Consider the following 25,009-nt stretch of genomic DNA (forward strand, 5'->3'; position numbering starts at 1 on the left):
TTAAAATTCAACAGCTTATTTTTTACAGACCATAAAAAGTTAATATCTAAAAAAGAAAGGACGGCCCAGCATGCGGCTCATATTGCTACTCACTGCCAACACAATCCGCTCGTGGCTCCGCAATCCAGTGCCGCTGCTCATCATGCTGCTGTTCCCGCTGGCCTTGCTCGGCATCCTCTACACAGGACTGCAGCCGCTTTTAAAAGAAAAGCAGTGGATCGAGCCGTTCCCGGTCGCGATCGTCGACAACGAGCAGACCTTCGAAACGAAGCTGCTGCTCACACAATATCAAAAATCAGAAGAACTGAAGAAACTCATGAAATTCAGCGTCTTATCAGAGGAAAAAGCTGAACAGCAGCTAAAAGCAAACCGAGTTGCAGGTGTGGCGATCATTCCGGAGGGCTTTACAGAAAGCCTTTGGACAGGGAAAAATATCCCGGTCGAAGTGATCAGCAACGAAAAACGCGGCTTCCAGGCGAAGCTGTTCCGCCAGTTTATGGCGACGAACGCGAAGCTGATCTCTGCGGCACAGGCAGGGGCGAACGGTGCTTATCATTATTCCAAAAAACTGCCTATTACCGAAGACGAGCTGAAACAGCAGCGCAAACAGATCGCAGCGACGCTGACGCTCCACGCGCTCGACCGGAATCAGTTTTTTACTGAAGAAACAGTAACCGGGTACGGCGGAACAAGCCAGAAAAGCTTTTACGCCTTGTCGGGAGTACTTTTGCTGCTCATGATCACAGGCCTTTTTGCGATAAAAATGACGCGTCGTGAGGAGCAGCAGGTGCTGCAGGACCGGCTGGCGCTTTACGGGCTTACACACAAAGAGTTTGCTTGGAGCTCCTTCTTTTCCAGCTCTTTTTTGTTCGTGCTGCAGGCTGCGGTCTTATGCGGGTTGTTTTACGCTTTTGCCGAAACGTGGAGCTGGAGCGCCATCTTCTTAACACTTTTATATGTGATAGCGCTCGCAGCTGGATTTTCGCTGTTAACCGAAATACTCAGCAACGAAAACGCCGTACTAGGAGCCGCCATCTTGTTCACGGCAGCAAACGCGCTGTTTGGAGGAATCCTCTTCCCAGTCAGTCTGCTGCCAGAATCACTGCAGCCAGCCAGCTCTTGGACACTAACGAACATAGCGCAGGAAGGTCTGCTGCAATCTTTATTCAGCTCAGGCGATTTGCCGATTGGGGCGACGATTAAGCTCGCTGCAGCTACGGTCATCTTGCTCGCAGCCAAACAGCTGCTAATAAAATTAAAAAAGAGGGACTTATGGGCCGAACATTCGCAATCGCCGTCAACCGCATACGACTCCTGATCGCCTCCCGCCGGAACGCTCTTCTGCTGCTTCTTCCGGTCCTGTTTCTTGCGGGCATCGACCGGTTCGCGGGCGAAACGGTCAGCGAGAGCAAGATTCCGATCGTAATTGCGGACAGTGATGAGAGCGAGATCAGCCAACAAGTTGTTTCAGCGATAAAAAAGAACCCTGTACTAAAGGTGCTCGTGGTGGGTAATGAGACTGAAGCGCAGGAATTAGTCGAAACACAAAAAGCGGCAGCCGGCTTTCATTTCCCGGAAGGCATGGGGGAGGAGCTGCTGGCGAACGAAGCAGATGAAATCGTGACGGTCTGGACAACGCCAACCGTCATATCAACTGCTGCCGTTCAGGAAATGGTCGCTGCAGAAATCTTGCGTCCATCCGCCAACAGTCTAGGTGCCGAAACGGCTGTTGATTATGCTATAAAAGCCCAAGGTAAGATGAGCAAGATCGAGCAAGACCAGCTATGGAAAGAAGTGTGGGAATACAGCGACAGCCAGTGGAGTACGAAGCCGCTTATGACCATCCAGGATCGTGTTATGGGGTCCGGTACCGTGACGGTACCGGACCCCAACCAGCCGAGGCCTAGTCCCAATCTATATCTGCCAGGAACGCTCGCAATCATGATGCTTTTTGCATTTGCGTGGTCCGGATGGGCGATACAAGAGAAAAACAGTACGATTACAAGCCGTCTTTTCTTAACAATAAAGCCGCGCCAATATGTGGCCGGCAACCTGATTGCGATGCTGCTGCTGCAAAGTGTGCTTTTAGCAGGATTTATATTGTACGGAAAGCAAGCGAGTTATTGGGATGCCGAAGAACTGCCAAAAGCAGTTGCAACACTTCTCATCTACGCTTTTCTTATCACAGCATTCGTTTTCTGGCTCGCTCATCATGTTCACTCCATGAAATCTTGGGGAATGATCACCATAACCGTTCTGCTGCTATCATCTTTGTTCAGCGGAACGTTTATCCCGCTGAATGAAATTTCAGAGCGGCTGCAGCAGATCGCCTATTTTACGCCGCAGTTCTGGGCGTCAGACTCCATGCAAGGCAGCATTTCTTTTCCAGTACTAGCCGGCATGGCGGCATTAGGACTGTTGATGGCGGCACTTACAACACAAAAAGCAGGTGTACAGCGATGATCACACTCAGTCATGTATCGAAAAAATATGGTAAAAAAACGGTGCTTCATGATATTTCGTTCTCTGTTCAAGCTGGTGAAATAACAGGGGTGGTTGGGCCGAACGGGGCGGGCAAGTCAACGCTTCTTAAGTGTATCGCTACCATGATGCCGCCTACCTCGGGTTTGATCATCATCGACGGCAGCAACGCGGCGGCTGACCCTCAGGCTGTACGCCACCTGATCGGATATGTGCCGCAGGAAATCGCGGTGTATCAGGAGCTTACGGTTAAGCAGAATATCGAGTTTTTTGCGAAGCTCGCAGGAAAGCGAGACTTACGCGCCATTCAAGAGCGGTGCGAGGAATGGCAGCTCATGCCTCATTACCGCAAAAAGGTAAAGCACCTTTCAGGCGGTAACCAGCGCAAGCTTAACATACTAGTTGCGCTCCTGCACGATCCGCAGCTGCTCATACTCGATGAGCCGACCGTCGGCATCGATATCGCCGCCAAGCAGGAAATCGTCTCTTATCTGAAACAGCTGGCGTATGAAGGAAAGACGATACTGTACTCCAGCCACGACGCTCAGGAGCTGCAAATGCTGTGCGATTCCTATTTAATCATGAAAGAAGGAGAGCTGCTCTTTTACGGACCAAAGGAACGACTCCGCCAGCACGTACCGTACCCCTATAACCAGTCCTTCACCGACAGCTTAGCGCATGTCGGCGAGTGGGCAAACCGATAGATTAGCAGTTTTCTAGAGAGAATGTCTTTAATAAGGTTGAAAACCTATTAAAGACATTCTCTTTATTTGTTTTCGAGACTTATAGACAAGGCTCTTTACTAGTACAAAAGACTTATTTTTAATTAGCGGGCAAAAATCTAGAATTGCGGGCAAAAACAGAAAAACACGGGCAAAAATCAAGATTTACGAGCAAAATTTAAAATTTGCGGACAAAGCGACATAGACTTCATGGAACACTTGGAGCGATCTTTGGAAGCATCATTGGGGGTACGGTACCATCTCATCTAAACCCCCGCCATAAAAGCAAATTTCATTAAATGGTACCGTACCCCCAGCCCCACTCACCAACCCTCAATCAGCCGCCACAAACCCACAAAATCCTCCAAATATTTCACCCAACGAAATAGTTATCACATAATGTAGAATTTTCAGAAAAGTAATTGACTTACTTTTGGCCTACAACTATTATTAAAGAATAGCTAATAAATTACTTTTATTACATTAACAGGGGGTATGGGAAAAATACGGATATTTTGCGTTGCCTGCTATTTTTTAAAATAAAAAACGGGGGAAGTGCTCAAAAAATTATGAAAAACAACAAGAAAAAAATCTCTAAAATCGCTACATATGCTTTATCGTCAGCGCTTTTATTATCTAGTTTAGGTCTATCAACTCCTGCTGAAGCTGCATCAAAAAGAAACATGGATTCAATGATCAGCCAGATGAAGGAGCAAGCGGCTTCTAAGCAGCAGCCTTCTAAAAAAGTTGATACTAAAAAAGTAAAACAGCAAAAGCTTCAGCTTCAAGCTGATGACATTATCCGCGTTATTGTCGAAGTAGAAGGGCAGACGCCTGTCGAATACGCGACTGAAAAAGGCCAGCTTTACAAAGACCTTTCTGCATCAAAGAAGCAAGAAATTGGTGCAAAGGTAGAAAAGCAGCAGAAATCAGTAAAAGACAAGATTAAAGCTAAAGGCGTTAAATTTAAATTCAAAAAGAACTTCAACGTAGCTTTCAGCGGTTTCTCTGGTGAAGTTACATATAGCGATGTAGCCAAGATCGAAAGCATTGCAGGCGTAAAAAACGTATTCCTTGCTAACGAGTACAACCGTCCTGAAGTGAAGCCGGACATGACGACAAGCCACCAGTTCATCCAATCTAAGCAGACTTGGGCAGATGCTGGCTTTAAAGGTGAAGGAATGGTCGTTTCTGTTATCGACTCTGGTGTGGATCCATCACACAAAGACTTCGTATTAACAGATAACGCAACAGGTGACCTTTCAGAATCAGAAGTGAACTCAATCGTTGAAGAAGGCGGCCTAAAAGGAAAGTTCTACACAGAAAAGGTTCCTTACGGCTACAACTACTACGACCAAAATGACACGGTTCTTGACCTTGGTCCAGACGCGTCTATGCACGGAATGCACGTTGCAGGAACGGTAGCAGCGAATGGAGATGAAGCAAACGGCGGCATCAAAGGGGTTGCACCAGAAGCACAGGTTCTTGGCATGAAGGTATTCAGTAATGACCCGAACTATCCTTCAACTTGGTCTGACATCTACCTTGCTGCGATCGATGACTCTATTAAACTAGGTGCTGACGTTCTGAACATGAGCTTAGGTTCTACAGCTTCCTTCTACGATGAGAGAAGTGCAGAAGACCTAGCGATCACTCGTGCGGTTGAAAACGGAATCGTGTGCTCTGTTTCTGCTGGTAACTCAGGCCACGTTTCAAGCGGATGGGACAACCCGTTTGCATCGAACCCGGATATCGGTGTAGTTGGAGCTCCTGGTTTGAATACAGATTCCATTCAGGTAGCAGCTTCTGGAAACGAAGCGTTCCTTTATCAGCACACAGCAACTGTTGAAGGCGTAGACGGATTCTCTTCTGTCGGATACGGCATCGACAACTGGACGAAGCTTGCTGAGAAAAACGGCGGAAAGCTTGAGCTTGTAAGCCTTGGCACTAAGCTTGGATACCCTGCAGACTATGCTGGAGTTGACGTTAAAGGGAAAGTAGTCGTCGTTCCACGTGGTGCATTGTCTTTCTATGACAAAACAAAGAACGCTGCTGATGCAGGAGCGATCGGAATCATCGTGCATAATGCAACAAACGGATTCTTCTATGAGAACCAAGGCGGTTGGCAGGTTCCGTTTATGATGATTTCTAAGCAAGAAGGAATCGACCTTCTTGAAGCGATCGAAGCTGGCAACACAACTCTTCATGTTTCTGAAAAGAGCAAAACAGAAGACGCTGAAATGGGCCGCATGACAGACTTCACATCTTGGGGAACAACTCCAAGCCTTGAGTTGAAGCCAGAAATCACGGCACCAGGCGGAAAAATCACGTCTACATTGAACGATGACCAGTATGGCCAGATGAGCGGTACTTCAATGGCCGCGCCGCACGTTGCGGGTGGAGCGGCACTCGTTCAGCAATATTTGACTGGAGACGAGCGTTTTGGCGATCTTACAGTTGAAGAGCGCACACGCCTTGCTAAAGTTTTATTGATGAATACAGCGAAAGTAATCGACGATGTTCACGGACAGCCATTCTCTCCTCGCCGCCAAGGTGCTGGGATGATGCAGACGTTCGCAGCAGTCGACACACCAGTATTCTTCTTTAACGAAGAAACAGGTGAAGCGAAAGTTGAACTTAAAGATTTCACTTCTAAAACAATCGAAATGTCATTCGGAGCACAAAACATCTCTGATGAAGACGTTACGTACAACGTAAACACTGACGTACTGGCTGACACAATCATCCAGGCAGGCGGAATGGATTACAACGCACTAACAGCAGGAGACCTGAAGGATGTTAAGATCTCAGCTCCTGAAACAGTTACTGTAAAAGCTGGAGATTATGCTTCATTTACGGTAACAGTTGATCTGTCTGATGCGAAAATTCCAGTTCTTGACGCTAATGGAGAAGAAAACGGATTCCAAGAGCTAAAAGAAAACATGTTCGTTGAAGGCTTCGTTAAGCTTGAAGACGCTGAAAAAGTTCAGCCGACTCTAGCTGTACCTTATGTTGGATTCTACGGCAATTGGGATGAGCCTGAAATCGTTGACGGATTCAAGGATCTTGGCGAAAACCGATTCTTTGACCTTGACTACCTGTTTGACGGCGCGCATGACATGCTTGAAAACGATGGAGACTTTGTAGGATTGATCCCAGGAAAAGAGTTCTATGCGATCTCGCCAAACGGTGACGAGCAGCAGGAAAACATCTATCCGCTTCCATCATTCCTAAGAAATGCGTCTGAAGTTCAGTACAATATCCTTGATAAGGACGGCAAGTTCCTTCGCCGTGTTGCAATGGAAAAGAACGTAAGAAAATCCTTCTACGACACGGGCAGCGGAACGCCATACAGCTTCAGCGAAAAGCGCAAGTGGGATGGAACAGTTAAAGGTAATGTAGTAGAAGATGGCATGTACTACTACGAAATCAAGTCTGTGATCGACTATGACGGCGCTGACTGGCAATCTAAGAAGATTCCGGTTGTCGTTGATAACACAGCACCAAAAGTAAACGCGAAATTTGACCCAGAGTCCAAAGTTGTTACGTGGGAAACGGAAGAAGCAGGAACAGGTGTTGAGCTTTACGGAATCTTTGTTGACGGAGAAATCGTTGACACAGTCGGTGAAGACGCTACTATGTACCAGTTTACAGAAGAGCTTCCAGCAAAAGCAGTCATTGACGTATTTGCAATCGACTACATGGGCAACGTTGGCGGAGACAAAGCGGCGATCGGCGACAGCGACATCCCGTTAATCTTCCTAGATGACAATGGTCCAGCACCTTACGGACAATACAACACAACTGAAATTCCTGTATCTGGTTATGTAACAGACGACAGCGGCATTAAGAAGCTTACTGTTAACGGTGAAGAAGTAGAAGTAGTAGAAGATGAAGCGGGTAACCTGACGTTCTCTACAACGGCTAAGTTCGACAGCGAAGGGCTTCACGATGTACTTATCTCTGTTACAGATTACGACAACAAGGAGTTCAAGATTTCACGCAAAGTGTTTATCGACACGACTGCAGCAGAAATCACTGTTGTTGCTCCTGAAAAAGTAAACAATGACAAGGACGAAGCAACATTGAAGATTAACCTTAAGGATAACTTCAACTTCTTCTCACTCTTTGTTGATGACAACCACGAGTTCGAGAGCACGTTCGAAAGCCCTCACGATGTATTGGTTGAAGGTAACGAAACGCTTGAAGTAACAGTACCGCTTAAAGACGGCGCTAATACATTCACATTGACAGCAACTGACCTTGGCGGAAACAAAACGACGAAGACAGTAACTGTAAACCGTGTGGATACAGAAGGTCCTGCACTTGCAATTTACGTAGTTTCTGACAAGTCTACAAAAGTTCAAGGCGCAACTGAGCCAGGATCTAAAGTTACAGTAATGGCTGGCGGCAAGACGCTTGGCACTGCTAAAGCATTGTCTAACGGACGTTATTATGTAACAATCCCAGTTCAAAAAGGCGGAACAGTTCTTACTGTTGTAGCTGAAGATGCTGCTAAGAACAAAACAACAAAAACAGTAACAGTAAAAGACACTACTGCTCCAAATGCACCAACTGTGTACTATGTGAGCACGAAGTCTGTACTGGTACAAGGTAGAACAGAAGCTGGTGCTAAGGCAATCGTAAGAGTTGGCAGCAGAGTAATCGGTACAGCAACAGCTGACCGTTACGGCAAGTTCAAGGCTCCGATCGCGAAGCAAAAGAAAGGTACAGTACTTTCAGTCACTGTACAAGATGCAGCTGGCAACACAAGCAAAGCAACGAAAGTAACAGTAAAATAATGCATCATCCCCCAGTCTGCAGATAGCAGGCTGGGGGTTTTTTGTTGGATTTTTAGTAAAATCGCCCCTCAACCGTAAAGTGTCTTTTCCAAATGGCAAATGCTTATAGGTCCTTCCAATCATTTTCCAAAAATAAACAGCTTTTTTGTTGAATTTTCTGAATACTAAAGTTTATAATGATGTTGAAGGTAAGTTAGGTAACTTAACTAACTAACCTGACTGCATCCAGAACCTGCAAAAAACCCCTCTATCAATCTATTAACACGATCTTCATAACATCTCAGAAACTGCATAAAACTAAACTCTTGATGAGGAGCCAAACAATGACGCTGTTTAAAATGGGTAATGCTGCCTACATCAAAGAAAAAAATAAACGGCATATTCTGCAGTGCATCAAAGAGCACGGTCCGATCGCAAGGAGCCGCATTTCTGAAACACTTCATCTCAGTAAACCGACTGTTTCGGCACTTGTAGAAGAACTGCTGCACGAGGGCTGGGTACGTGAGGAAGGAAACGGCGATGCCGGCCAGCTCGGCGGGCGGAAACCGATCTATCTTACGTTCAACAGCCGCGCCGCGTACATCTTTGGCGTGGACATCGGCGGCACGAAAACATTGACCGCTGTCAGCGACCTTGCTGGAAACATCCTTGGAACACGCGAATTCCCGACGCAGGACAACCTTCAATACGGCCTTCTGAAAAAAGTACAGAAACACGTGCAGGAGCTGCTGCTCGAACAGCAGATATCCGAAGACCGCGTGCTCGGCATTGGAATCGGAGCCCCGGGAACGACCGACATTGTCCAAGGAACGGTCATCGACGCGCCCAGCTTAAACTGGCATGATTACCCTCTGCAAAACGAGGCATCTGCACTGTTTCCGTTTCCTGTTTTTATCGACAATGACGTGAATGTTGCCGTACTTGGCGAGCAGTGGCTCGGCTCGGCGAAGAACATGTCCAACGTTGTCCTCATCTCTATTGGAACAGGTATTGGATGCGGCATTATGATCAACGGCCAGCTGTACCGGGGAGCGAGCTTTGCGGCGGGTGAGATCGGCTATCTTGTTACCGATAAAAACGAAGCAAAAAAGCATACGAAACGGGCATTTGAAGGCTATGGTTTTCTAGACAGCTTTACAGGCGGTCCGGCAATCGTCGCCAAGATGCAGGAAGCACTTGGAGACAAAGCAATCCAAGAATTAACCGCCAAAGACGTTTTCGACCTAGCAAAAAGCGGGGACCAGACGGCACTTGCTGTCACAGAAGAGGTTGTCGATCATATTGGCTTTGCGATTGCCAACGTGATTTCAATTATAAATCCAGAGGCTGTTATTTTAGGAGGTGGCATTTCAAAAAGTTCGCCTTGGTATTTGCCGAGAATCGAACAGATCGTGTCTGAGTTCGCGGCAGTGAAAACAGTCATCAAGACAACAACGTGCGGCCCGAACCTTGGGGTAATTGGAGCGGTATCTTTGGTATTACGGGAACATGAAAGCGCTTTAAAAACATTCTGAGACAAGGAGATGAACACATGTCTAGACGGTATGTTTCAATTCTAGCCAGTTTGGTTTTACTGTTTACCCTTTTCATTCCTGCCGGGGCACAAGCTCAAGGACAGAACAGCACACAGCACGATGCGGAGCTTTGGAATGCACTGAAGCCTTTGGATACAGTTATCAGCTTTATGAACACAGGGGCACACCCTGATGATGAAAGAAGCGACCTGCTCGCCTACCTTTCAAGAGGAAAAGGAGTCCGCACCGCAAGCTTGATCGCTAACCGCGGTGAGGGCGGACAGAACGAGATCGGAACCGAGCTCGGAAACGGGCTTGGCATCATCCGTTCACGCGAGCTGATCGAAGCGTCGAAAGTAACAGGAGTTAAAGTCTTTCATCTAAGCCAAGAAACAGACGACAAGATCTATGATTTTGGATTTTCAAAATCAAAAGAAGAAACGCTTTCCAAATGGGGAGAAGAAGTCGCCTATGAGCGCCTTATCCGCCTCATCCGCACATATCAGCCAGACATCGTCATGCCATCGTTCTTAGACGTTGACACAGAGCATGGCCACCACAGAACGATCAACGCACTGACGCTGAAAGCATTTGAAGATGCGGCAGACCCAGCCGTATTCCCAGAACAGCTTAAAGAAGGTCTCCAGACATGGGAAATTAAGAAGCTGTATCTGCCAGGAAAGCAGGATAATGCCACAACTTCATTTGAGATCGGAATGGTCGATCCTGTATACGGCAAAACGTACCCGCAGTTAGGGGAAGAATCACGCTTCCTTCATAAAAGCCAGGGAATGGGACGAGTCCTCCCGGTCGAGCCAAGGACCATCCATCTGAAACTGGAAAATACTCGGGGTACGGTACCCGAAAAGGAAACCACTATATTCGACGGACTGCCATACGACCTCCGCGAATACAGCAAAACGGTGAAATCAGCACCAGCCGTATCCATGCTTTTATCAAAACTGCAGCAGCAGTTTGACAGCATGATCGAGGAATACCCAAGCCGTGATGCTGTTTCCGACGATGTGTACAAGTCGCTCGACACACTCCGCATCACGCAAAAACTGGTCTTACATAGCCGGTTGAACAAAGAGCAAAAAGACGATCTGCTGCACCGTTTATCTATAAAAGAAGACCAGCTTAAAACAGTGGCAAAGGTGTCATCAAAACTCCAAGAAAAAGTGACAGTCGATAATAATGTGCTCGTACAAGGCGGTAAAGCAAAAGTAACCGTCACCGTCGAGAACAACGGCAAGCAGACGTTTAAATCATTAAAAGCAGCGCTGAACCTGCCAAAAGGCTGGACAGCGAGCAGCAGCGGCAAGTCAGTTAACGTAAAGCCGGGGCAGTCAGCCACACAAGAGTTTACCATCAGCGTGCCAAACAAAGCTGAATACTACAAGCCGTATGACGAATCTGTCATCCAGGCCGACATCAGCTATCGAGTCAAAAACACACAAGTGAACCACACGGCTGAGCCAGCAGAAACGGTCGCTGTGCTGCCGGAAGTTGCAGTAAAAGCAGATCCTGAAAATCTCGTCGTTAACACGAAGGACGTGAGAAGCGAGATTCCGGTTTCCGTCCAGCTGAAAAACAACACAGCAGGAGCAGTACAGGCAACAGCGGGTCTTGACCTGCCAGCAGGATGGACAGCTGTACAGAACGATTTGCCTGTTTCCTTCCAAAAACAAAACGAAGAGAAAACCGTCACGTTTACGGTAAAACCGCCGGCACAGACGGAAGAAGGCAGCTTTGAACTCAAGCCGTATGCGAAGGTTAACGACAAGAAGCTATCAACGTCCGTCCAGACAATTTCCTACGACCATATCGGGACATTTTATTACCTGTACGATGCAAAAACAAAGGGAGTTGCCTTCCCGCTGGAGTTCGACCGCAGCAAGAAAATCGGCTATGTCGAGAGCGGTTTTGACAGTGTGAGCAATGAGCTTCGCGCAGTCGGCATGAACATTACGAGTCTATCAGAAGAGCAGTTAAAATCAGCTGATCTATCAGAATATGACACGATCGTTGTCGGAATCCGCGCGTACCTGTCGCGCACAGATCTGCTTCAAAACAACGCGAGACTGCTAGATTTTGCAAAGAACGGCGGACACCTCGTCGTGCAGTATCATAAGCCGGATGACAAATGGAACGCCCAGACGACGGCACCTTACCCGCTGACGATCGGCAGCCCTTCGATCAAGTGGCGTGTGACCGATGAGAACGCGAAGGTGACGATGCTGCAGCCAGATCATCCGCTGTTCAATACACCGAACAAGATCACGGAAAAAGATTGGGACAACTGGATTCAGGAGCGCGGACTCTATTATCCTAGCAGCTGGGCGCAAGAGTACGAGACGTTCGTCAGCATGACCGACCCGGGAGAGCAGCCGTTCACAGGCGGAATCCTGATGGCTGATTATGGCGAAGGAAGCTATCTATATACGAATCTCGTATGGTACCGCCAGATTCAGGGCCAGGTGCCAGGCGGATACCGAATTTTTACGAACCTGATCGATTACACGAAAAACTAACCGCGGCACAACTAGATTTTATTATAAAAAGACAATGAAAAAGGGGAGTACAAACATGCTAAGAAAAAAGGCCACATATTTATCCGCACTAGGATTAAGCTTATCGCTTGCACTGACCGGCTGTATGGCAGGCGGCGATGATGACAAGGAAACAGCAGGCGGAGCGCCGAAATCAGGCAAGAAGCTGGAGGAGAAGGTCGTCATCTATTCTCCGCACGGCAAGGATATTCTGCAGCAGTTCGAGCAAAAGTTTGAAGCTGAGAATAAGAACGTTGATGTCGAGTGGCTCGATCTCGGGTCACAGGAAGTACTCGACCGTATCCGTTCTGAAAAAAGCAACCCGCAGGCTGACGTCTGGTGGGGAGCGCCTTCCGTAATGTTCAACCAGGCGAAGGGTGAGGACCTGCTGGCAGAGTTTAAGCCGAGCTATGCGGATGCACTCGACGAAGAGCATCATGACAGCGACTGGACGTGGACTGGAACGAGCAAAACGCCTGAAGTAATCATGTACAACACGAAAGAGCTGAAAAAGGAAGACGCGCCAAAGGATTGGGACGAGCTGTTAGATCCTAAGTGGAAGGATGAGATCATCATCCGCTATCCGCTCGCATCCGGAACGATGCGCACGATTTTCTCGGCGATGATCTACCGCGATTACAAGGATTCACAGGATCCAGCAAAGGGCTACGAATGGCTCAAGCAGCTAGACGCGAACACGAAGGAATACGCAGCAAACCCTGAGATCATGTACAACAAGGTGGCAAAGGGCGAAGGCAAGCTGTCGGTTTGGGCGATGCCGGACGTTGTTATGCTGAAGGAAACGAAGAACTATCCGTTCGATTTTATCGTGCCAGAGAGCGGGACGCCGGTTCTGACAGAGGGGATCGCGATCGTGAAAAACGCGAAGCATCCGGAAGCGGCAAAAGCGTTTTATGAGTTCGTAAACTCGCAGGAATCCAACAAGACATTGGCTGAAGAGCACTACCGCATCCCAACGCGCAATGACATAAAAGATCTGCCAGCTTGGATCGCTGAAACGAAGATCGAAGCGATGGACATCGACTGGAAAGTGTTCGAAGAGAAGTCCAACGAGTGGATGGAGCATTGGGACAACAATATAAAGAACAAAAAGAAAGAGACGAAAGAATAGAGTTTAAGGAAGATAGGGGGAACAGCACGAGATGTCATCCATCACATTAGACGCCATCGCAAAGTCATTCGGCAAAGTAAAAGCCGTCCACGAACTGAATCTGGAGATCAAAAAGGGTGAGTTCTTCACGTTCCTCGGCCCGAGCGGCTGCGGTAAAACAACTACGCTCCGGATGATCGCAGGCTTTTATTATCCGACAAAGGGCAGCATTAAATTTGGTGAAAAAGACGTCACTCGAGTCGTTCCTGAGAAAAGAAACACGGGCATGGTTTTCCAAAACTATGCCCTCTTTCCTCATATGACGGTGTTCGAGAACGTTGCGTTTGGACTTAAGGTAAGAAAGCAGAGCAGCAGTGAGATTAAACGAAGAGTGGAAGACGCATTAAAAAAAGTGAGACTGGATCAATACATGATGCGCCAGGTGAGCCAGCTGAGCGGCGGACAGCAGCAGCGTGTGGCACTGGCACGTGCTCTCGTCATTGAACCAGATATCCTGCTCCTTGATGAGCCATTGAGTAACCTCGATGCCCGTCTGCGCGACGAGATGCGGACCGAGATACTCCGTCTGCAGCGCGATTATGGCATCACGACGATTTATGTAACGCACGACCAGGTCGAGGCTCTTTCCATGAGCGACCGAATCGCCGTGTTCAACGCGGGGGTGTGCCAGCAGATCGGGACGCCGAAAGAGATCTACAATAATCCTGCCAACGATTTTGTTGCCTCATTTATTGGGGAAACAAATTTGATACCGGTGACGCCAGCAGCGGCGGACGCCGGAACGATTCGATTGAACTGGAACGAAGACAGCGGGAAGTCGCTCGTTCTGCACAACTATCATCAGGGAAAATGGAGCGAGCTTTCCTCACAGCCTCTGTCGGTATCGATCCGTCCTGAGGCGCTCGAGGTGCTGGAGCAGCCAGCGGGTGAGAATACGTTTGAAGGCAAGGTGGAGATGGCGCAGTTTACAGGAGCGGCGCTGCAATTGTTCATTCGCATCGGCAGCCGCTTAGTGCAGGCGATGGTGCTGAACAACCTGACATTGCGGGAGCTGGAGGAAGGGGATATCGTGTACGTCCGTTTTCCGGAACAGCATATGCGCCTGCTGCCGCGGGTGATGGGAGAGGAAGAACATGAAGAATAAAGAACTGCGCTTCACACTGCTGCTTCTGCTTCCGGTCGCACTCGTCCTGTTCGCGTATGTCCTGTATCCATCGCTGCGCACAATCATTGAAAGCTTCTCATCAAAAGAAGGCTTTTCTGCCGCAACATATGATACGTTCTTCAACTCAGAGAGCAAGTCTAACCTTGAGGCGCTCTGGAACTCGGTGTACATCTCACTGCTGAGCGTGTTCTTGAGCGCGTGCATCGGCATCCCGCTCGCGTTTATTTTTAACAAATTCGATTTTCCCGGGCGAGGCTTTTTCTCAAGCATCGCCATTCTGCCTATTGTCCTGCCGTCCCTCGTCGGGGTTATGGCGTTCATGTTTTTGTACGGCGAATCAGGCCTCGTGCCGAACGCGATCAAGGATCTCCTAGGACTTAAAAAAGTACCGTTCAGCATCGGCGGTATCTCGGGAATCCTGATCGTCCACGCGTATACGATGTATGTGTACTTCTACATGACCGTGTCGTCGACGATCCGCAGCATCGATCCATCGCTTGAGGAAGCGGCGTATAACCTTGGTGCTTCAAGGCTGACAGTGTTCCGAAAAGTGACGCTGCCGCTTTTAACACCGGCAATTGTCGGCGCTTCGCTGCTCGTGTTCATGACTTCAATGGCTTCGTTCTCGGCACCGTTCCTGCTTGCCGGCGGGTTTCGCGTATTGAGTCTGCAGATCTATTTTTCAAAAGTTAACGGAAACCTGCAGATGGCCGCAACACAGTCTGTCATCCTGTCGATCGTGTCCATCGCGTTCCTGTTATTTATGAGATGGTATCAAAATCGAAAAGACTACCGCATGTCGTCTAAAGGGATCGGGGCGCACCGCAGCGAGGTGAAGAACCCGTACATCAAATGGACGATGGTGCTGATCGGCATTTTTGGCGTTGTTGTGCTGCTCCTTCCGCACGCGACAATACTGCTATTGTCTCTCGTCCCCGACGGCACGTGGACATGGCAGAAGTATCCGACGAAGTTCAATCTGAACAACTTTCTTCTATTATTTAATGAACCGCGTATATGGGATCCGGTCCGAAACAGCTTGCTGCTCGCCTTTATCGCAACAGCTGGCAATCTCGTGTTCGGCGTACTCACATCGTACGTGCTCGTTAAACGGAAATTTATCGGCAAAAACATGCTCGATATTCTCGTCATGCTGCCATGGGCGCTGCCGGCAACAGTCGTCGGGATGAACTTAATCCTCGCGTTCAACGAACCGTCTGTGTTCACGTTCGGCAACATCCTCGTCGGCACGTTCTGGATTTTGCCGCTCGCGTACTTTACGCGCCACATCCCGCTCGTGGTCCGAAGCACGAACGCCGCCCTCGAGCAGCTCGACGACTCGCTTGAGGAAGCAGCACGAAACCTTGGAGCGAAATGGTTTTATACATTCAGGAGGGTGGTCCTTCCGCTTGTTATGCCCGGCGTCTTGTCGGGAACGCTCCTCGCATTCGTACAGGCGGTCGGAGAATTCCCGACATCCGTTCTTCTTTACACACTGAGCAACCGCCCGATCTCGATCGAAATCATGAACCAGCTGCGCATGTTCAACATGGGGCAGGCGGCTGCATACGGTATGATACAGATCTCATTAATCGGCATCGTGCTTTTCATCTCAAACAAGTTCTTAGGCGTAAAAGCCGAACGTTCATTATAAAAGCGCAATAGGAGGCAGCTATGATTACGAGAGACCGCTTTATCGAGTCAGAAGGGACGGCGTTTCCAGGAAAATCGTACGTCGACCATCTGCTGCGCCACGTCTTTAACGACCAGCGCGACTATCTTTTTAAAGAAATGTTCGCAATTCACCGGGCACATGTGGTTATGCTGACCGAGCAGTCCATCATAAGCCGGAATGAAGCATCCGTCATCTTAAAAGGCGTTGAAAAAGTGCGCCAGACCGACTACAAAAAGCTCGAGTACGACCCGCTGTACGAGGATCTCTTTTTCATGATGGAAAGCAAGCTGAGCGAAGAGATCGGCCCGGACCTTGCCGGTAAAATTCATATCGCGCGCAGCCGCAACGATATGGGCGTGGCGATGTACCGCCTCGTGCTGCGGGAACACATCCTCACGCTGATCGAAAGCTCACTCCAGCTCGCCGATGCCCTGCTCGTCCAGGCGTTCGAGCACGCGGAAACGGTCATGACAGCTTACACACACACCCAGCCGGCACAGCCTACGACTCTCGGACACTATCTCGCCGCCATCTATGATGTTTTTATGCGGGATACAACGAGATTATGGGCTGCGTACGAAAGTGTGAACCGGTCGCCGCTCGGAGCGGCTGCCCTGTCCACGACTGGTTTCCCGATCAGCCGAGAGCGCGTGCGCCAGCTGCTCGGGTTCCACGGACTCGTTGAAAACTCATACGACGCCATCGCTGGCGGAGATTACCTGATTGAAACGGCGAACGCGTCGATGAGCATGATGATCAACGCGGGCCGCTGGATTCAGGACTTCCTGCAGCAGGCGACGCGTGAGTTTGGCGTTATCCGCGTAGCTGATCCGTACGTCCAGATCAGCAGCATCATGCCGCAAAAGCGCAATCCAGTATCGATCGAGCATTCGCGCTCGCTCGCAAGCAGTGCGGTCGGCGAGGCGCTCGCCGCCATCCAGATGATTCACAACACACCGTTCGGCGACATTGTCGACACAGAGGACGACCTGCAGCCGCATCTGTACCGAAGCTATGAAAAAGCGAACCGCGTCGTTCACCTCATGCATGCGGTCATCCAGACGATGATCGTGGAGAAGGACGTTATCGGCAGTCGTGCCCGAACATCATGCATCACGATCACCGAGCTCGCTGATGTACTGGCGCGCGATAAAGGAGTGCCATTCCGTTTGGCGCACCGCATCGCGAGTTTAGTAGCGAAAAAATGCACGGTACAGCAAAAGGAAATGGATGAACTGAAGCTGGATGAAGTGAACGAGCTGATCGGCAGCGTCCACCCTGTCGCGCTGACCGAGCAAGAGTGGGGCGGTATCACATGTCCGACTGAATTCGTTCGCCGCCGCAAGATCCAAGGCGGCCCGAACCCGGATGAAGTGAAAAGGATGATTCGGGAGCGGGAAGGGAAACTGCGGGATCTTGGTGTGAAGCTGGATATAGAGCGCGCCAAGCTAAAACAAGCGGATGATGAGCTCAACGAGGCCGTCAGCCAGCTTGTTTCGAATAACTTGATACCTTGATGATAAAGAAAAGCCGCTGGTGAGCGGCTTTTTTTGTGTGTTGGAAGTAGGGCGGAAGGTGGTTGTTTGCAGGTATGGACACTTTATTTATGAATCTGGACACTTTATTTGCAGATCTCGGTTTATTATTTGCAAATATGAAAATTTGTTTGCACGCGCTGATTTTCTTTGCACCACGCCTGGTTTGTTTGCATAAGGTCCGATTTATTTGCGGACGAGTGAAAAAGCGCTGGAGTACCGTACCCCCAACGGTCAAAATCCCCGCTGTACAAGCATTCTCTTTAATGAGTACCGTACCCCGCACAACTACTCACAAAACGGGTTGTATTAATTTGTCTAATAAAGTTTTGTTCTTAATTAAGAATATAATGTTCTTTAAAAAGAAAAACCGTGATATAATGACGACGTTGCATGATAAAAAATGTTAAGGAGATGATTTGATGAAACTCGTTAAAATGATAGCAGCCGGGCTGCTGTCGACCATGCTTGCTGTGCCGGCGGCATATGCTGACGAAGGCCAGCCAACTTCGTTTAGAGGTAACTTATCGCCATCTGAGGTCCAAGCTCCAGCTCGTTCGTTCTCAATCATGGCAGACGGAATTACCGGAAACATCATGCAGCATGATATCCCGACACAAGAATACGTGAATGAAACGAGCGTCATCAGTCTTGCTAATCTCTATAATTACCAACAAGTAAATGCTGTATCTGATAATAATCTAACGGTAACCTTCGATCGTAATGTAGAAAAACTCCCAATAGGAGTGACGTGGGGAACACTTCCAAATGTGGAAACAATTTATCCGAACGTTCTATTCACATGGAACAACTCCTTAGAAATGAATCTCTCCAAGCCAGCTAAAACGTTTGGATTCGAGCTTGCCCCAAACATTTTTAACACTCCTTATCCATTCACGGCAGACTTTTACAATGGCGACATAATTGTCGGCAGCATCACTAGAACTATTTCAAGTCCCTACGGAGTCAGCTTAATGGCTGCTACTGCTACATCGTCCTCATTTACAAAAGTAAGAATCACAACAACAGGCAACCCATCAGGTCTTGCAATCGCACAGATCCGCTACAACCTCGACAACACAGCTCCTGAAACATATGCCACGATGGCGATGGTCAAGAACCGTTTTAACGTGAAGCTTTCTGCGTCAGACGATATGTCTGGTGTAGCGAAGACTGAATACCGAATCGATAACGGCAATTGGATGACGTATGAAGGAGGTTTCTCTATCGGCAACAAGCAGACGCTTGAATACCGCAGTGTTGACAACACTGGCAATGTGGAGAGCACACACTTCATCGGGCCGAATGAAGAAGGATACCATCTCGAGAACGTTTATGTAAAAACGTCTAAAGGCATCGAAGGTCCATACACGAGAACAATCACAGACGGCGAGGAGTTTTTACGACTGTTCATGGGATTGGGAATGCCTGCAACACAATAAAAATTAGTTAAAGGGGAGTATATTGATGAAAAAAAGAGCCGCCGCTTTACTTGCCGGAGTGATGATGCTTTCCATCCCACTCGGTGTTTCCGCAGCAGAAAAAAAAGCAGCACCTAAATCAATTGATTATGTCGCACTCGGCGACTCTTTAGCTGCCGGACAGACACCTTATAAAACATTAGATACCGGCTATACCGATTTTATCGTGAAGCATTTACGCAATGCGGATTATAAAGTAGATTACCGTAACTTCGGGGTGAGCGGATATACGTCTATCCATCTGATGGGCGATGTGCTGATGAATGAAACGGTAAGGAACGAGATCCGTGAGGCTAGCCACGTAACGATTGATATCGGTGCGAATGACCTGCTTTACAAGCTGAAAACAGATCCGGCAAACGCAGCGCAAGCGGTCGTGACGGTGAGCAATAACCTGCAGACTATCTTGTCGGAGATCGACAGACTGAACAGTGATGTCGATGTGTTCGTGATGGGCTATTACAACGCGTTCCCGTACTATCCACAGGCTGAGCAGGCAAGACTCATGCCGTTGCTGGAAGGGCTTAATAATCAGATCGAGCTTCGCGCCAAAATGAACGGCGACAGCTATGTCCCGACATTTGATAAGATAGGCAGAAACTACCCAGCGTATTTGCCAAATCCGATGGATATCCATCTGAGCAAGGAAGGATATAAGGTGATCGCCAACCAATTCTTCAGCCAGATCAAGATTCAGCTCATCCTGGATGTCATCAACAGGCGTTAATGGTGTTGGGGGTACGGTACCAAGGGTACCGTACCCCCAACACACCATAAAAAAAACAAAAACCCAGAGCCGGTAATCGGCACTGGGTTTTTGCAATCGCTTACTTTGCGATGAGTTCTTTTATATCGGCAACGCGGACAACTTGTTTTTCATGCTCGAAAAGCTCCTGGAAATTCTCCATTGAAGAAAAATCCACAACGACTGTATTTGTCAGGGTCGCGGTCACGACGCCCTTCCAGCCCTTAGTTGTCACGATTGTGTCTCCTGTTTTGACTCCCAAGCTTTCAACGTTCTCCATTTAACAGTCCCCTTTACGAAGATCTCATTTTTCTCTTTATTTTATCATAACAATCCCTATTTGTGGCAAGGAACGCATTTTGTTCTATAAAATGAACAACTGTTCGAAATAAATAACGAAAAACTATGTAATTTAATGAAAAACAGAGAAAAAGAGATCGTTTGTATGTTAAAACGAACAAAATCGTTCGATTCAACAGTTTTTCTTTTGAAAACTACGTTCTATAATAACACCAAGATGTTCGTTAAAAAGAACAACTTGGATCCCGCTAAAGAAGGAGGGAATCAGGATCAGAAGCAAAAGGATACGGAAATTCAGAAGGAAGAATGCATCCTATGTGCTGACAGTTAAACTGTGCATGATCTTTTACACGATGCTGTTCTGCTTGAGCTATTTATCAGGTGCCACGGGGGCTTATTTTAATGACCGTGCCAATCTCTCCATTCCGATAAAAGCGGGAACATGGGACACGACACTTGGCTGGGATAAAAGCTCGCTAAAGTTTGGCGCAGTCAGCATGAACTCTGAGGGATGTGCCCCAGTAACGGCGATTATTAAAAACAAGAGCGAAAATGACATGAAAGGTCCGGTAGCCTATGAAGTTTGGTGGGCTGCAAGTGGAAATCCAATGAATGGCGAGAAAGTGGCCACAGGGGAAGTTCCAGCACTAAAGAGCATGACTCAAACGACATTAACGTTTACACCGGTTAATGATGGCGTTTATAAATTCAAGGCGTATCAGCGTCCTGGTCATCCTGGTCAAGGAGTGCTTTGGAGCGACAGCATTACCGCTTCAAAATGCAGTCTTCCTCCATTAGCGCCAGAAAAAACACCAGAAGCACCGGTAAAGACAGAACCGCAGCAGCCAGCACAACAGCCAGCAGCACCAACTGCTCCAGTCACACCGCAGCCAGAAGCAGAAAAGGAAAAAGCTGATGAGGAAAAAACGCCTGCACCAGCTCCGGCTCCACAGCCTGAAGTAGATGCACCTCAGCCGGCAGAACCGGCAAAGACAAATGAGGCACCGGCACCTGAACCATCAGCAGAAAAGTAAAGGGTGATAAACATGAATGTAAAAGCAGCTACCTTTAAAAAATGGGCAGGCAACATCATAACCGGCCTGCTATTCATAACGCTTCTCTCGACTGCCTTTGTAGTCGTCTCTTCCAAGGCATCAGGCGGCGAACCGAAAGTTTTCGGCTATCAGCTGAAAACGGTGCTTTCCGGGTCGATGGAGCCGGGAATCCAGACCGGATCGATCATCGCGATCAAGCCCGGCGGCGATATGACCCGTTTTAAAAAGGGTGATGTAATTACGTTCATGGAAGAGGATAACCGCCTCGTCACTCACCGCGTTCTAAGTGTGAAGGGTGAAGGCGATGCTACTCAATACACCACCAAAGGCGACAACAATGACGCAGCCGATCTGATTCCGGTTCTCGCGCAAAACGTTGTCGGCGAGTATAACGGCTTTACGATCCCGTACATCGGCTACCTGCTGAGCGGGGCACAGTCGAAAGGCGGCGCCGCATTGCTTCTTATCCTTCCAGGAATACTGTTGATCTTATATTCAGCGATCACAATCTGGAGAGCGATCAGAGAAGTAGAGTTAAAGAATGACAGCACGAAAACAGAAAACGTTTGATATTCCGCACTACCATGCGGACTCAATATAAAAAAACAATTTAGGGGAGGAAATAATCATGAGTTTGAAAAACAAATTAGGTCTTGGGGTAGCTTCAGCAGCACTAGGTTTGTCTTTAATCGGGGGCGGTACATACGCTTATTTCAGTGACTCAGAAGTAACGAACAACACGTTTGCAGCTGGTACGCTTGATCTTGTGGCAAATCCAACAACAATCATTGACGTGGATAACATCAAGCCTGGTGACACGATGCTGCGTGAGTTCTTCCTTGAAAACAACGGAACCCTCGATATTAAGAGCGTTGTGCTGAACACAAGCTATGACGTTACTGATGCTAAAGAAGACAATGACGGCGAAGATTTTGGAAAGCACATCCGCGTAAACTTCCTGTTCAACATCGACAAGCTGGACGCTCCAGTATGGTCTACAACATTATATGACCTGCAAAACATGGATCCTAAAGTTGTGAAAAATAAGTTTGATGATATTTTCGGAGACGAGTGGGATCACAGAGGTCTAGCAGCTGGATCTAGCGACCGTATGTGGGTACAGTTCGAGTTCGTCGATAACGGCGAAGACCAGAACATGTTCCAAGGCGACTCTCTAAACCTAGAGTGGACGTTCAATGCAACTCAAAAGAACGGCTCCGAAAGATAATCAGCGAGCAGACAGGCGGGAATGGTCACTCCCGCCTTTTTTTCATAAATAAATTGCAAGAGAGGTTAAGAACATATGAAACTTAAACTCTTATTCGTCGGTTACTGCCTGCTGGCCTTCACGCTTGTTCTGTTTCAGCCGTTCGGCAAAACAGGAGCGGACAGCAGCTCGGCGGTCATCGATATTGAGGCGCTCCCAGAGAGCGTGCTTTTTTCAATAGAAAACTTCAAGCCAGGAGACTGGGCACCGCGCGAGCTCACTGTTAAAAACAGCGGGAACACCGATTTTCAATACAATATGATATCAAACCTGAAGTCCGGTTCTGAAAAGCTGTACGCTCAGCTTCAACTTAAGGTTGAGGATTCGAGCGGCGTGCTGTATGAAGGCAGTATGAGTGAGTTCGACGGCATCGAGTCGCGTACACTGGCTGCTTCAGCTGAGGAAAAACTTAAGCTGACGGTCGAGTTTCCATACGAATCTGGCAACGAGTATCAGGGTCTGAACGCAGAGAGCGAGATTATCCTGTATGCAGAGGGCGATGAGCCTCCGACACCGCCAGGCGATGGAGATGACGGCGACGATGGTGGCGGCGATGATGGCACCGAGACGCCTGATGACGGGACACTTCCAATCACAGGTGAAGACAACCCAGCGATCCTGTTCATTTCCGGCTTCTTGCTCACATTCGGCGGACTCATGCTTCTTATGATCAAAAAATCGATGATCCGCAATCCGTTCAAGCGGGGCTGATCATGAAATGGATCGCCTACCTCCTTATTGCGGCCGGCATCCTGACGATGAGCTATCCGAAGCTGAAAGCCGCTTACACGACACATCAGGAAAAAGAGCTGGTGAGCGAGTGGGAAGCGGCAAAAAAAAGCTATTCCAGTCTTGATACTGTTTTTGCGTCAGAAAGTGCGGCAGCGGCTTCCGAAAAGCCCGCCGATCCGCCGCCTAAAAACGGCAGTCTGCTAGGCAAGATCAGTATCCCGCGCATCGAAGTTGAGCTTCCCGTAGTTGAGGGTGCGAGCCAGAAAAACTTGAAGAACGCTGCCGGTCACCTTGAGGGTACGGCACCGCTCGGCGGGGCAGGCAACGCAGCATTGGCCGCACACCGCAGCTATACGTACGGCAAGCAGTTCAACCGACTGAACGAGATGAAGAAGCACGATGAGATAATGGTGGAGACAGCCGATGGCGAATTTACGTATAAAGTGTTCAGTATAACGATCGTGGAGCCAGATGACACATCGGTTTTAAAGCAAAAAGAAGGCGAGAACATCCTGACCTTGATCACGTGTGAGCCGATGAAAAACCCGACACATCGACTCATCGTTCAAGCGAAGAAACAATAATGAAGGAAGCTGGTGAGAGTGAACCTACAATTAGGAAAAACGATTAAAACATTGCGACTGAGCAAAGGCTTTAACGTTACGAGGCTGGCTGCAGCTGCCGGCATCTCCAAGAGTTATTTAAGCAGCATCGAAACACAGAGGACGAACCCATCAGCTCACGTCCTGCAGAAAATTGCAGGGGCACTCGGTGTTCCGGTCGAGCGGCTCATCTATGAAAGTGTCGAACCCCTCGATCCTGAATGGACAGAGCTGCTCAAGCAGGCAAAAGAGATGGGAATTGAAAAAGAAGACATCCGCACGTTCATCAGCTATGAAACGTGGAAAAACAATGGGATGGCGAAGTAAATGAGGAGCGCAGACAACATGTCTGCCTCCTATTTTTTGTTTACGGCCAAAAATTCTTCATTTTTTTCACAGCATGCCGATAATTCACATAGTGAAACGTAATCGATTAGAGAGAAAAAGGGGATGCAATTATGGTTTGTTCAAATTGTCAGCACGAGAATCCTGAAGGAAGGTTCTGTGCGAAATGCGGGACGATGCTTGTCGGAAATGAAGCCGCACAGGAAACGGCGGCTGGAGTGCATGATGCAGCCGGGTATCAGGCTCAGCAGCAGTCAAACGCACATTTAGAAAACGCGAAAAAAGTCACAAAGCAGTATGCGGGTTATTTTATGTCTGTCCTGAAAAACCCGTACAAAACAGCGAGCCGCATTGAGGGAGACCAGCTGATTAACGGGCTGATCACAATAGCGCTGTATGCACTGTTCATCCCGCTCATGGTTTATATCGTGGTCGAGAGCCAATTAGGAGATTGGGCTGATCTTCCGTTCTTCGATTTTGTTGTAAAACCGACATTAGCATATACATTGTTCATCGTCTTAGTAGCAAGCTACACATTCGCGGCCATTCGTCTCGCCAAGGTTCAGGCCAGCTATCAAGCTGTATTAGCTCGTTTCGGAAGCTTGCTCATTCCATTTGTAGCAATGTTTGCCGTAGCACTTTTGCTTGCGTTATTAGAAATGGAATTGTTCAGCTTTTTCTTGGTCGTTGGATTTTTGAGCTCCATCTTCACAGTACCGGCGCTCACAATTCTAAGCTTTAAGAAAGAACAGATGGAAGAAGGACTCGATGTTGTTCACGGCATGATCCTCGCATATGTACTAACGTTCATCACACTTTACGTAATGTCTTCAATCTTAGTTGAAAGAATCGTAAACAACTTAAACAGCCCATTTTGGTTTTAATAAAAAAGTCAAAGACCGAT

Annotated in this window: 21 protein-coding genes; 20 read left to right on the plus strand and 1 reads right to left on the minus strand. The window is 48.2% G+C overall.

Annotated features, from left to right (window positions below; translation table 11 throughout):
- Positions 1-70: 70 nt before the first annotated feature.
- From CGZ90_RS12745 to CGZ90_RS12805, 12 genes are all read left to right on the plus strand, one after another.
- Positions 71-1,318 carry an ABC transporter permease gene (locus CGZ90_RS12745; RefSeq protein WP_094252880.1) on the plus strand — a complete coding sequence of 416 codons (1,248 nt, stop codon included), beginning with the start codon at positions 71-73 and terminating at the stop codon, positions 1,316-1,318.
- Positions 1,273-2,463, plus strand: coding sequence for an ABC transporter permease (locus tag CGZ90_RS12750; RefSeq protein ID WP_094252881.1), 1,191 nt, complete (start codon positions 1,273-1,275; stop codon positions 2,461-2,463). Before CGZ90_RS12745 ends, CGZ90_RS12750 begins: the two co-directional genes overlap by 46 nt.
- Positions 2,460-3,185, plus strand: coding sequence for an ABC transporter ATP-binding protein (locus CGZ90_RS12755; protein ID WP_094252882.1), 726 nt, complete (start codon positions 2,460-2,462; stop codon positions 3,183-3,185). The genes CGZ90_RS12750 and CGZ90_RS12755 overlap by 4 nt, the downstream gene beginning before the upstream one ends.
- Positions 3,186-3,772: 587 nt before the next feature.
- Positions 3,773-8,005: a S8 family serine peptidase gene (locus CGZ90_RS12760; protein WP_133063587.1), complete on the plus strand. Its 4,233-nt coding sequence runs from the start codon at positions 3,773-3,775 to the stop codon at positions 8,003-8,005.
- A gap of 323 nt (positions 8,006-8,328) precedes the next feature.
- Positions 8,329-9,519 carry an ROK family transcriptional regulator gene (locus CGZ90_RS12765; protein ID WP_240515429.1) on the plus strand — a complete coding sequence of 397 codons (1,191 nt, stop codon included), beginning with the start codon at positions 8,329-8,331 and terminating at the stop codon, positions 9,517-9,519.
- 17 nt (positions 9,520-9,536) lie between these two features.
- On the plus strand, positions 9,537-12,053 hold the full coding sequence (locus tag CGZ90_RS12770; RefSeq protein WP_094252884.1) for an NEW3 domain-containing protein: 2,517 nt from the start codon (positions 9,537-9,539) through the stop codon (positions 12,051-12,053).
- Between the two features lie 55 nt (positions 12,054-12,108).
- Positions 12,109-13,203, plus strand: a complete 1,095-nt coding sequence (locus CGZ90_RS12775; RefSeq protein ID WP_094252885.1) for an extracellular solute-binding protein — start codon at positions 12,109-12,111, stop codon at positions 13,201-13,203.
- Positions 13,204-13,234: 31 nt separating this feature from the next.
- Positions 13,235-14,347, plus strand: coding sequence for an ABC transporter ATP-binding protein (locus CGZ90_RS12780; RefSeq protein ID WP_094252886.1), 1,113 nt, complete (start codon positions 13,235-13,237; stop codon positions 14,345-14,347).
- Entirely contained in the window at positions 14,337-16,022 is a 1,686-nt protein-coding gene (locus tag CGZ90_RS12785; protein WP_094252887.1) for an ABC transporter permease, read from the plus strand. The genes CGZ90_RS12780 and CGZ90_RS12785 overlap by 11 nt, the downstream gene beginning before the upstream one ends.
- A gap of 20 nt (positions 16,023-16,042) precedes the next feature.
- The gene (gene argH / locus CGZ90_RS12790; RefSeq protein ID WP_094252888.1) at positions 16,043-17,560 is read left to right on the plus strand and encodes an argininosuccinate lyase; all 1,518 of its coding nucleotides are present in this window, start codon (positions 16,043-16,045) and stop codon (positions 17,558-17,560) included.
- Between the two features lie 440 nt (positions 17,561-18,000).
- Complete coding sequence (locus tag CGZ90_RS12800) at positions 18,001-19,020, plus strand: OmpL47-type beta-barrel domain-containing protein (RefSeq protein WP_094252890.1); 1,020 nt, start codon at positions 18,001-18,003, stop codon at positions 19,018-19,020.
- 25 nt (positions 19,021-19,045) lie between these two features.
- A complete protein-coding gene (locus CGZ90_RS12805; protein ID WP_094252891.1) occupies positions 19,046-19,786 on the plus strand; it encodes an SGNH/GDSL hydrolase family protein in 741 nt (246 codons plus the stop codon).
- A 100-nt stretch (positions 19,787-19,886) separates the two neighbouring features.
- Here the strand turns inward: CGZ90_RS12805 and CGZ90_RS12810 are convergent, their stop codons facing one another.
- On the minus strand, positions 19,887-20,084 hold the full coding sequence (locus CGZ90_RS12810; protein WP_094252892.1) for a DUF2187 family protein: 198 nt from the start codon (positions 20,082-20,084) through the stop codon (positions 19,887-19,889).
- Positions 20,085-20,249: 165 nt separating this feature from the next.
- Between CGZ90_RS12810 and CGZ90_RS21075 the strand changes: the two genes are divergently transcribed.
- The 8 genes from CGZ90_RS21075 to CGZ90_RS12850 all read left to right on the plus strand — a co-directional run bounded on the left by CGZ90_RS21075 (position 20,250) and on the right by CGZ90_RS12850 (position 24,989).
- Positions 20,250-20,435: a hypothetical protein gene (locus CGZ90_RS21075; RefSeq protein WP_094252893.1), complete on the plus strand. Its 186-nt coding sequence runs from the start codon at positions 20,250-20,252 to the stop codon at positions 20,433-20,435.
- Positions 20,422-21,138 carry an amyloid fiber anchoring/assembly protein TapA gene (gene tapA, locus CGZ90_RS12820; protein ID WP_094252894.1) on the plus strand — a complete coding sequence of 239 codons (717 nt, stop codon included), beginning with the start codon at positions 20,422-20,424 and terminating at the stop codon, positions 21,136-21,138. The genes CGZ90_RS21075 and tapA overlap by 14 nt, the downstream gene beginning before the upstream one ends.
- A gap of 12 nt (positions 21,139-21,150) precedes the next feature.
- Positions 21,151-21,729 carry a signal peptidase I SipW gene (gene sipW, locus CGZ90_RS12825; protein WP_094252895.1) on the plus strand — a complete coding sequence of 193 codons (579 nt, stop codon included), beginning with the start codon at positions 21,151-21,153 and terminating at the stop codon, positions 21,727-21,729.
- A gap of 58 nt (positions 21,730-21,787) precedes the next feature.
- Positions 21,788-22,387, plus strand: a complete 600-nt coding sequence (locus CGZ90_RS12830; RefSeq protein ID WP_094252896.1) for a CalY family protein — start codon at positions 21,788-21,790, stop codon at positions 22,385-22,387.
- 75 nt (positions 22,388-22,462) lie between these two features.
- Entirely contained in the window at positions 22,463-23,137 is a 675-nt protein-coding gene (locus CGZ90_RS12835) for an LPXTG cell wall anchor domain-containing protein (protein WP_094252897.1), read from the plus strand.
- 2 nt (positions 23,138-23,139) lie between these two features.
- Positions 23,140-23,742 carry a class D sortase gene (locus CGZ90_RS12840; RefSeq protein WP_094252898.1) on the plus strand — a complete coding sequence of 201 codons (603 nt, stop codon included), beginning with the start codon at positions 23,140-23,142 and terminating at the stop codon, positions 23,740-23,742.
- Positions 23,743-23,760: 18 nt separating this feature from the next.
- Complete coding sequence (locus CGZ90_RS12845; protein ID WP_165766847.1) at positions 23,761-24,087, plus strand: helix-turn-helix domain-containing protein; 327 nt, start codon at positions 23,761-23,763, stop codon at positions 24,085-24,087.
- A gap of 131 nt (positions 24,088-24,218) precedes the next feature.
- Entirely contained in the window at positions 24,219-24,989 is a 771-nt protein-coding gene (locus tag CGZ90_RS12850; protein ID WP_094252900.1) for a zinc ribbon domain-containing protein, read from the plus strand.
- The last annotated feature ends 20 nt before the right edge of the window (positions 24,990-25,009 follow it).

It is taken from the genome of Fictibacillus aquaticus (assembly GCF_002245695.1).
GTDB lineage: Bacteria > Bacillota > Bacilli > Bacillales > Fictibacillaceae > Fictibacillus > Fictibacillus aquaticus.

What these genes read in the sequence shown, in the direction of transcription:
- CGZ90_RS12805 (WP_094252891.1), top strand. Translation starts at nt 19,046, where the DNA reads ATGAAAAAAAGAGCCGCCGCTTTACTTGCCGGAGTGATGATGCTTTCC.
- CGZ90_RS12760 (WP_133063587.1), top strand. Translation starts at nt 3,773, where the DNA reads ATGAAAAACAACAAGAAAAAAATCTCTAAAATCGCTACATATGCTTTA.
- CGZ90_RS12775 (WP_094252885.1), top strand. Translation starts at nt 12,109, where the DNA reads ATGCTAAGAAAAAAGGCCACATATTTATCCGCACTAGGATTAAGCTTA.
- sipW (WP_094252895.1), top strand. Translation starts at nt 21,151, where the DNA reads ATGAATGTAAAAGCAGCTACCTTTAAAAAATGGGCAGGCAACATCATA.
- CGZ90_RS12840 (WP_094252898.1), top strand. Translation starts at nt 23,140, where the DNA reads ATGAAATGGATCGCCTACCTCCTTATTGCGGCCGGCATCCTGACGATG.
- CGZ90_RS12830 (WP_094252896.1), top strand. Translation starts at nt 21,788, where the DNA reads ATGAGTTTGAAAAACAAATTAGGTCTTGGGGTAGCTTCAGCAGCACTA.
- CGZ90_RS12770 (WP_094252884.1), top strand. Translation starts at nt 9,537, where the DNA reads ATGTCTAGACGGTATGTTTCAATTCTAGCCAGTTTGGTTTTACTGTTT.
- CGZ90_RS12750 (WP_094252881.1), top strand. Translation starts at nt 1,273, where the DNA reads ATGGGCCGAACATTCGCAATCGCCGTCAACCGCATACGACTCCTGATC.
- CGZ90_RS12785 (WP_094252887.1), top strand. Translation starts at nt 14,337, where the DNA reads ATGAAGAATAAAGAACTGCGCTTCACACTGCTGCTTCTGCTTCCGGTC.
- CGZ90_RS21075 (WP_094252893.1), top strand. Translation starts at nt 20,250, where the DNA reads ATGTTAAAACGAACAAAATCGTTCGATTCAACAGTTTTTCTTTTGAAA.
- CGZ90_RS12755 (WP_094252882.1), top strand. Translation starts at nt 2,460, where the DNA reads ATGATCACACTCAGTCATGTATCGAAAAAATATGGTAAAAAAACGGTG.
- CGZ90_RS12780 (WP_094252886.1), top strand. Translation starts at nt 13,235, where the DNA reads ATGTCATCCATCACATTAGACGCCATCGCAAAGTCATTCGGCAAAGTA.
- CGZ90_RS12800 (WP_094252890.1), top strand. Translation starts at nt 18,001, where the DNA reads ATGAAACTCGTTAAAATGATAGCAGCCGGGCTGCTGTCGACCATGCTT.
- CGZ90_RS12765 (WP_240515429.1), top strand. Translation starts at nt 8,329, where the DNA reads ATGACGCTGTTTAAAATGGGTAATGCTGCCTACATCAAAGAAAAAAAT.
- CGZ90_RS12850 (WP_094252900.1), top strand. Translation starts at nt 24,219, where the DNA reads ATGGTTTGTTCAAATTGTCAGCACGAGAATCCTGAAGGAAGGTTCTGT.
- argH (WP_094252888.1), top strand. Translation starts at nt 16,043, where the DNA reads ATGATTACGAGAGACCGCTTTATCGAGTCAGAAGGGACGGCGTTTCCA.
- CGZ90_RS12835 (WP_094252897.1), top strand. Translation starts at nt 22,463, where the DNA reads ATGAAACTTAAACTCTTATTCGTCGGTTACTGCCTGCTGGCCTTCACG.
- CGZ90_RS12745 (WP_094252880.1), top strand. Translation starts at nt 71, where the DNA reads ATGCGGCTCATATTGCTACTCACTGCCAACACAATCCGCTCGTGGCTC.
- CGZ90_RS12810 (WP_094252892.1), bottom strand. Translation starts at nt 20,084, where the DNA reads ATGGAGAACGTTGAAAGCTTGGGAGTCAAAACAGGAGACACAATCGTG.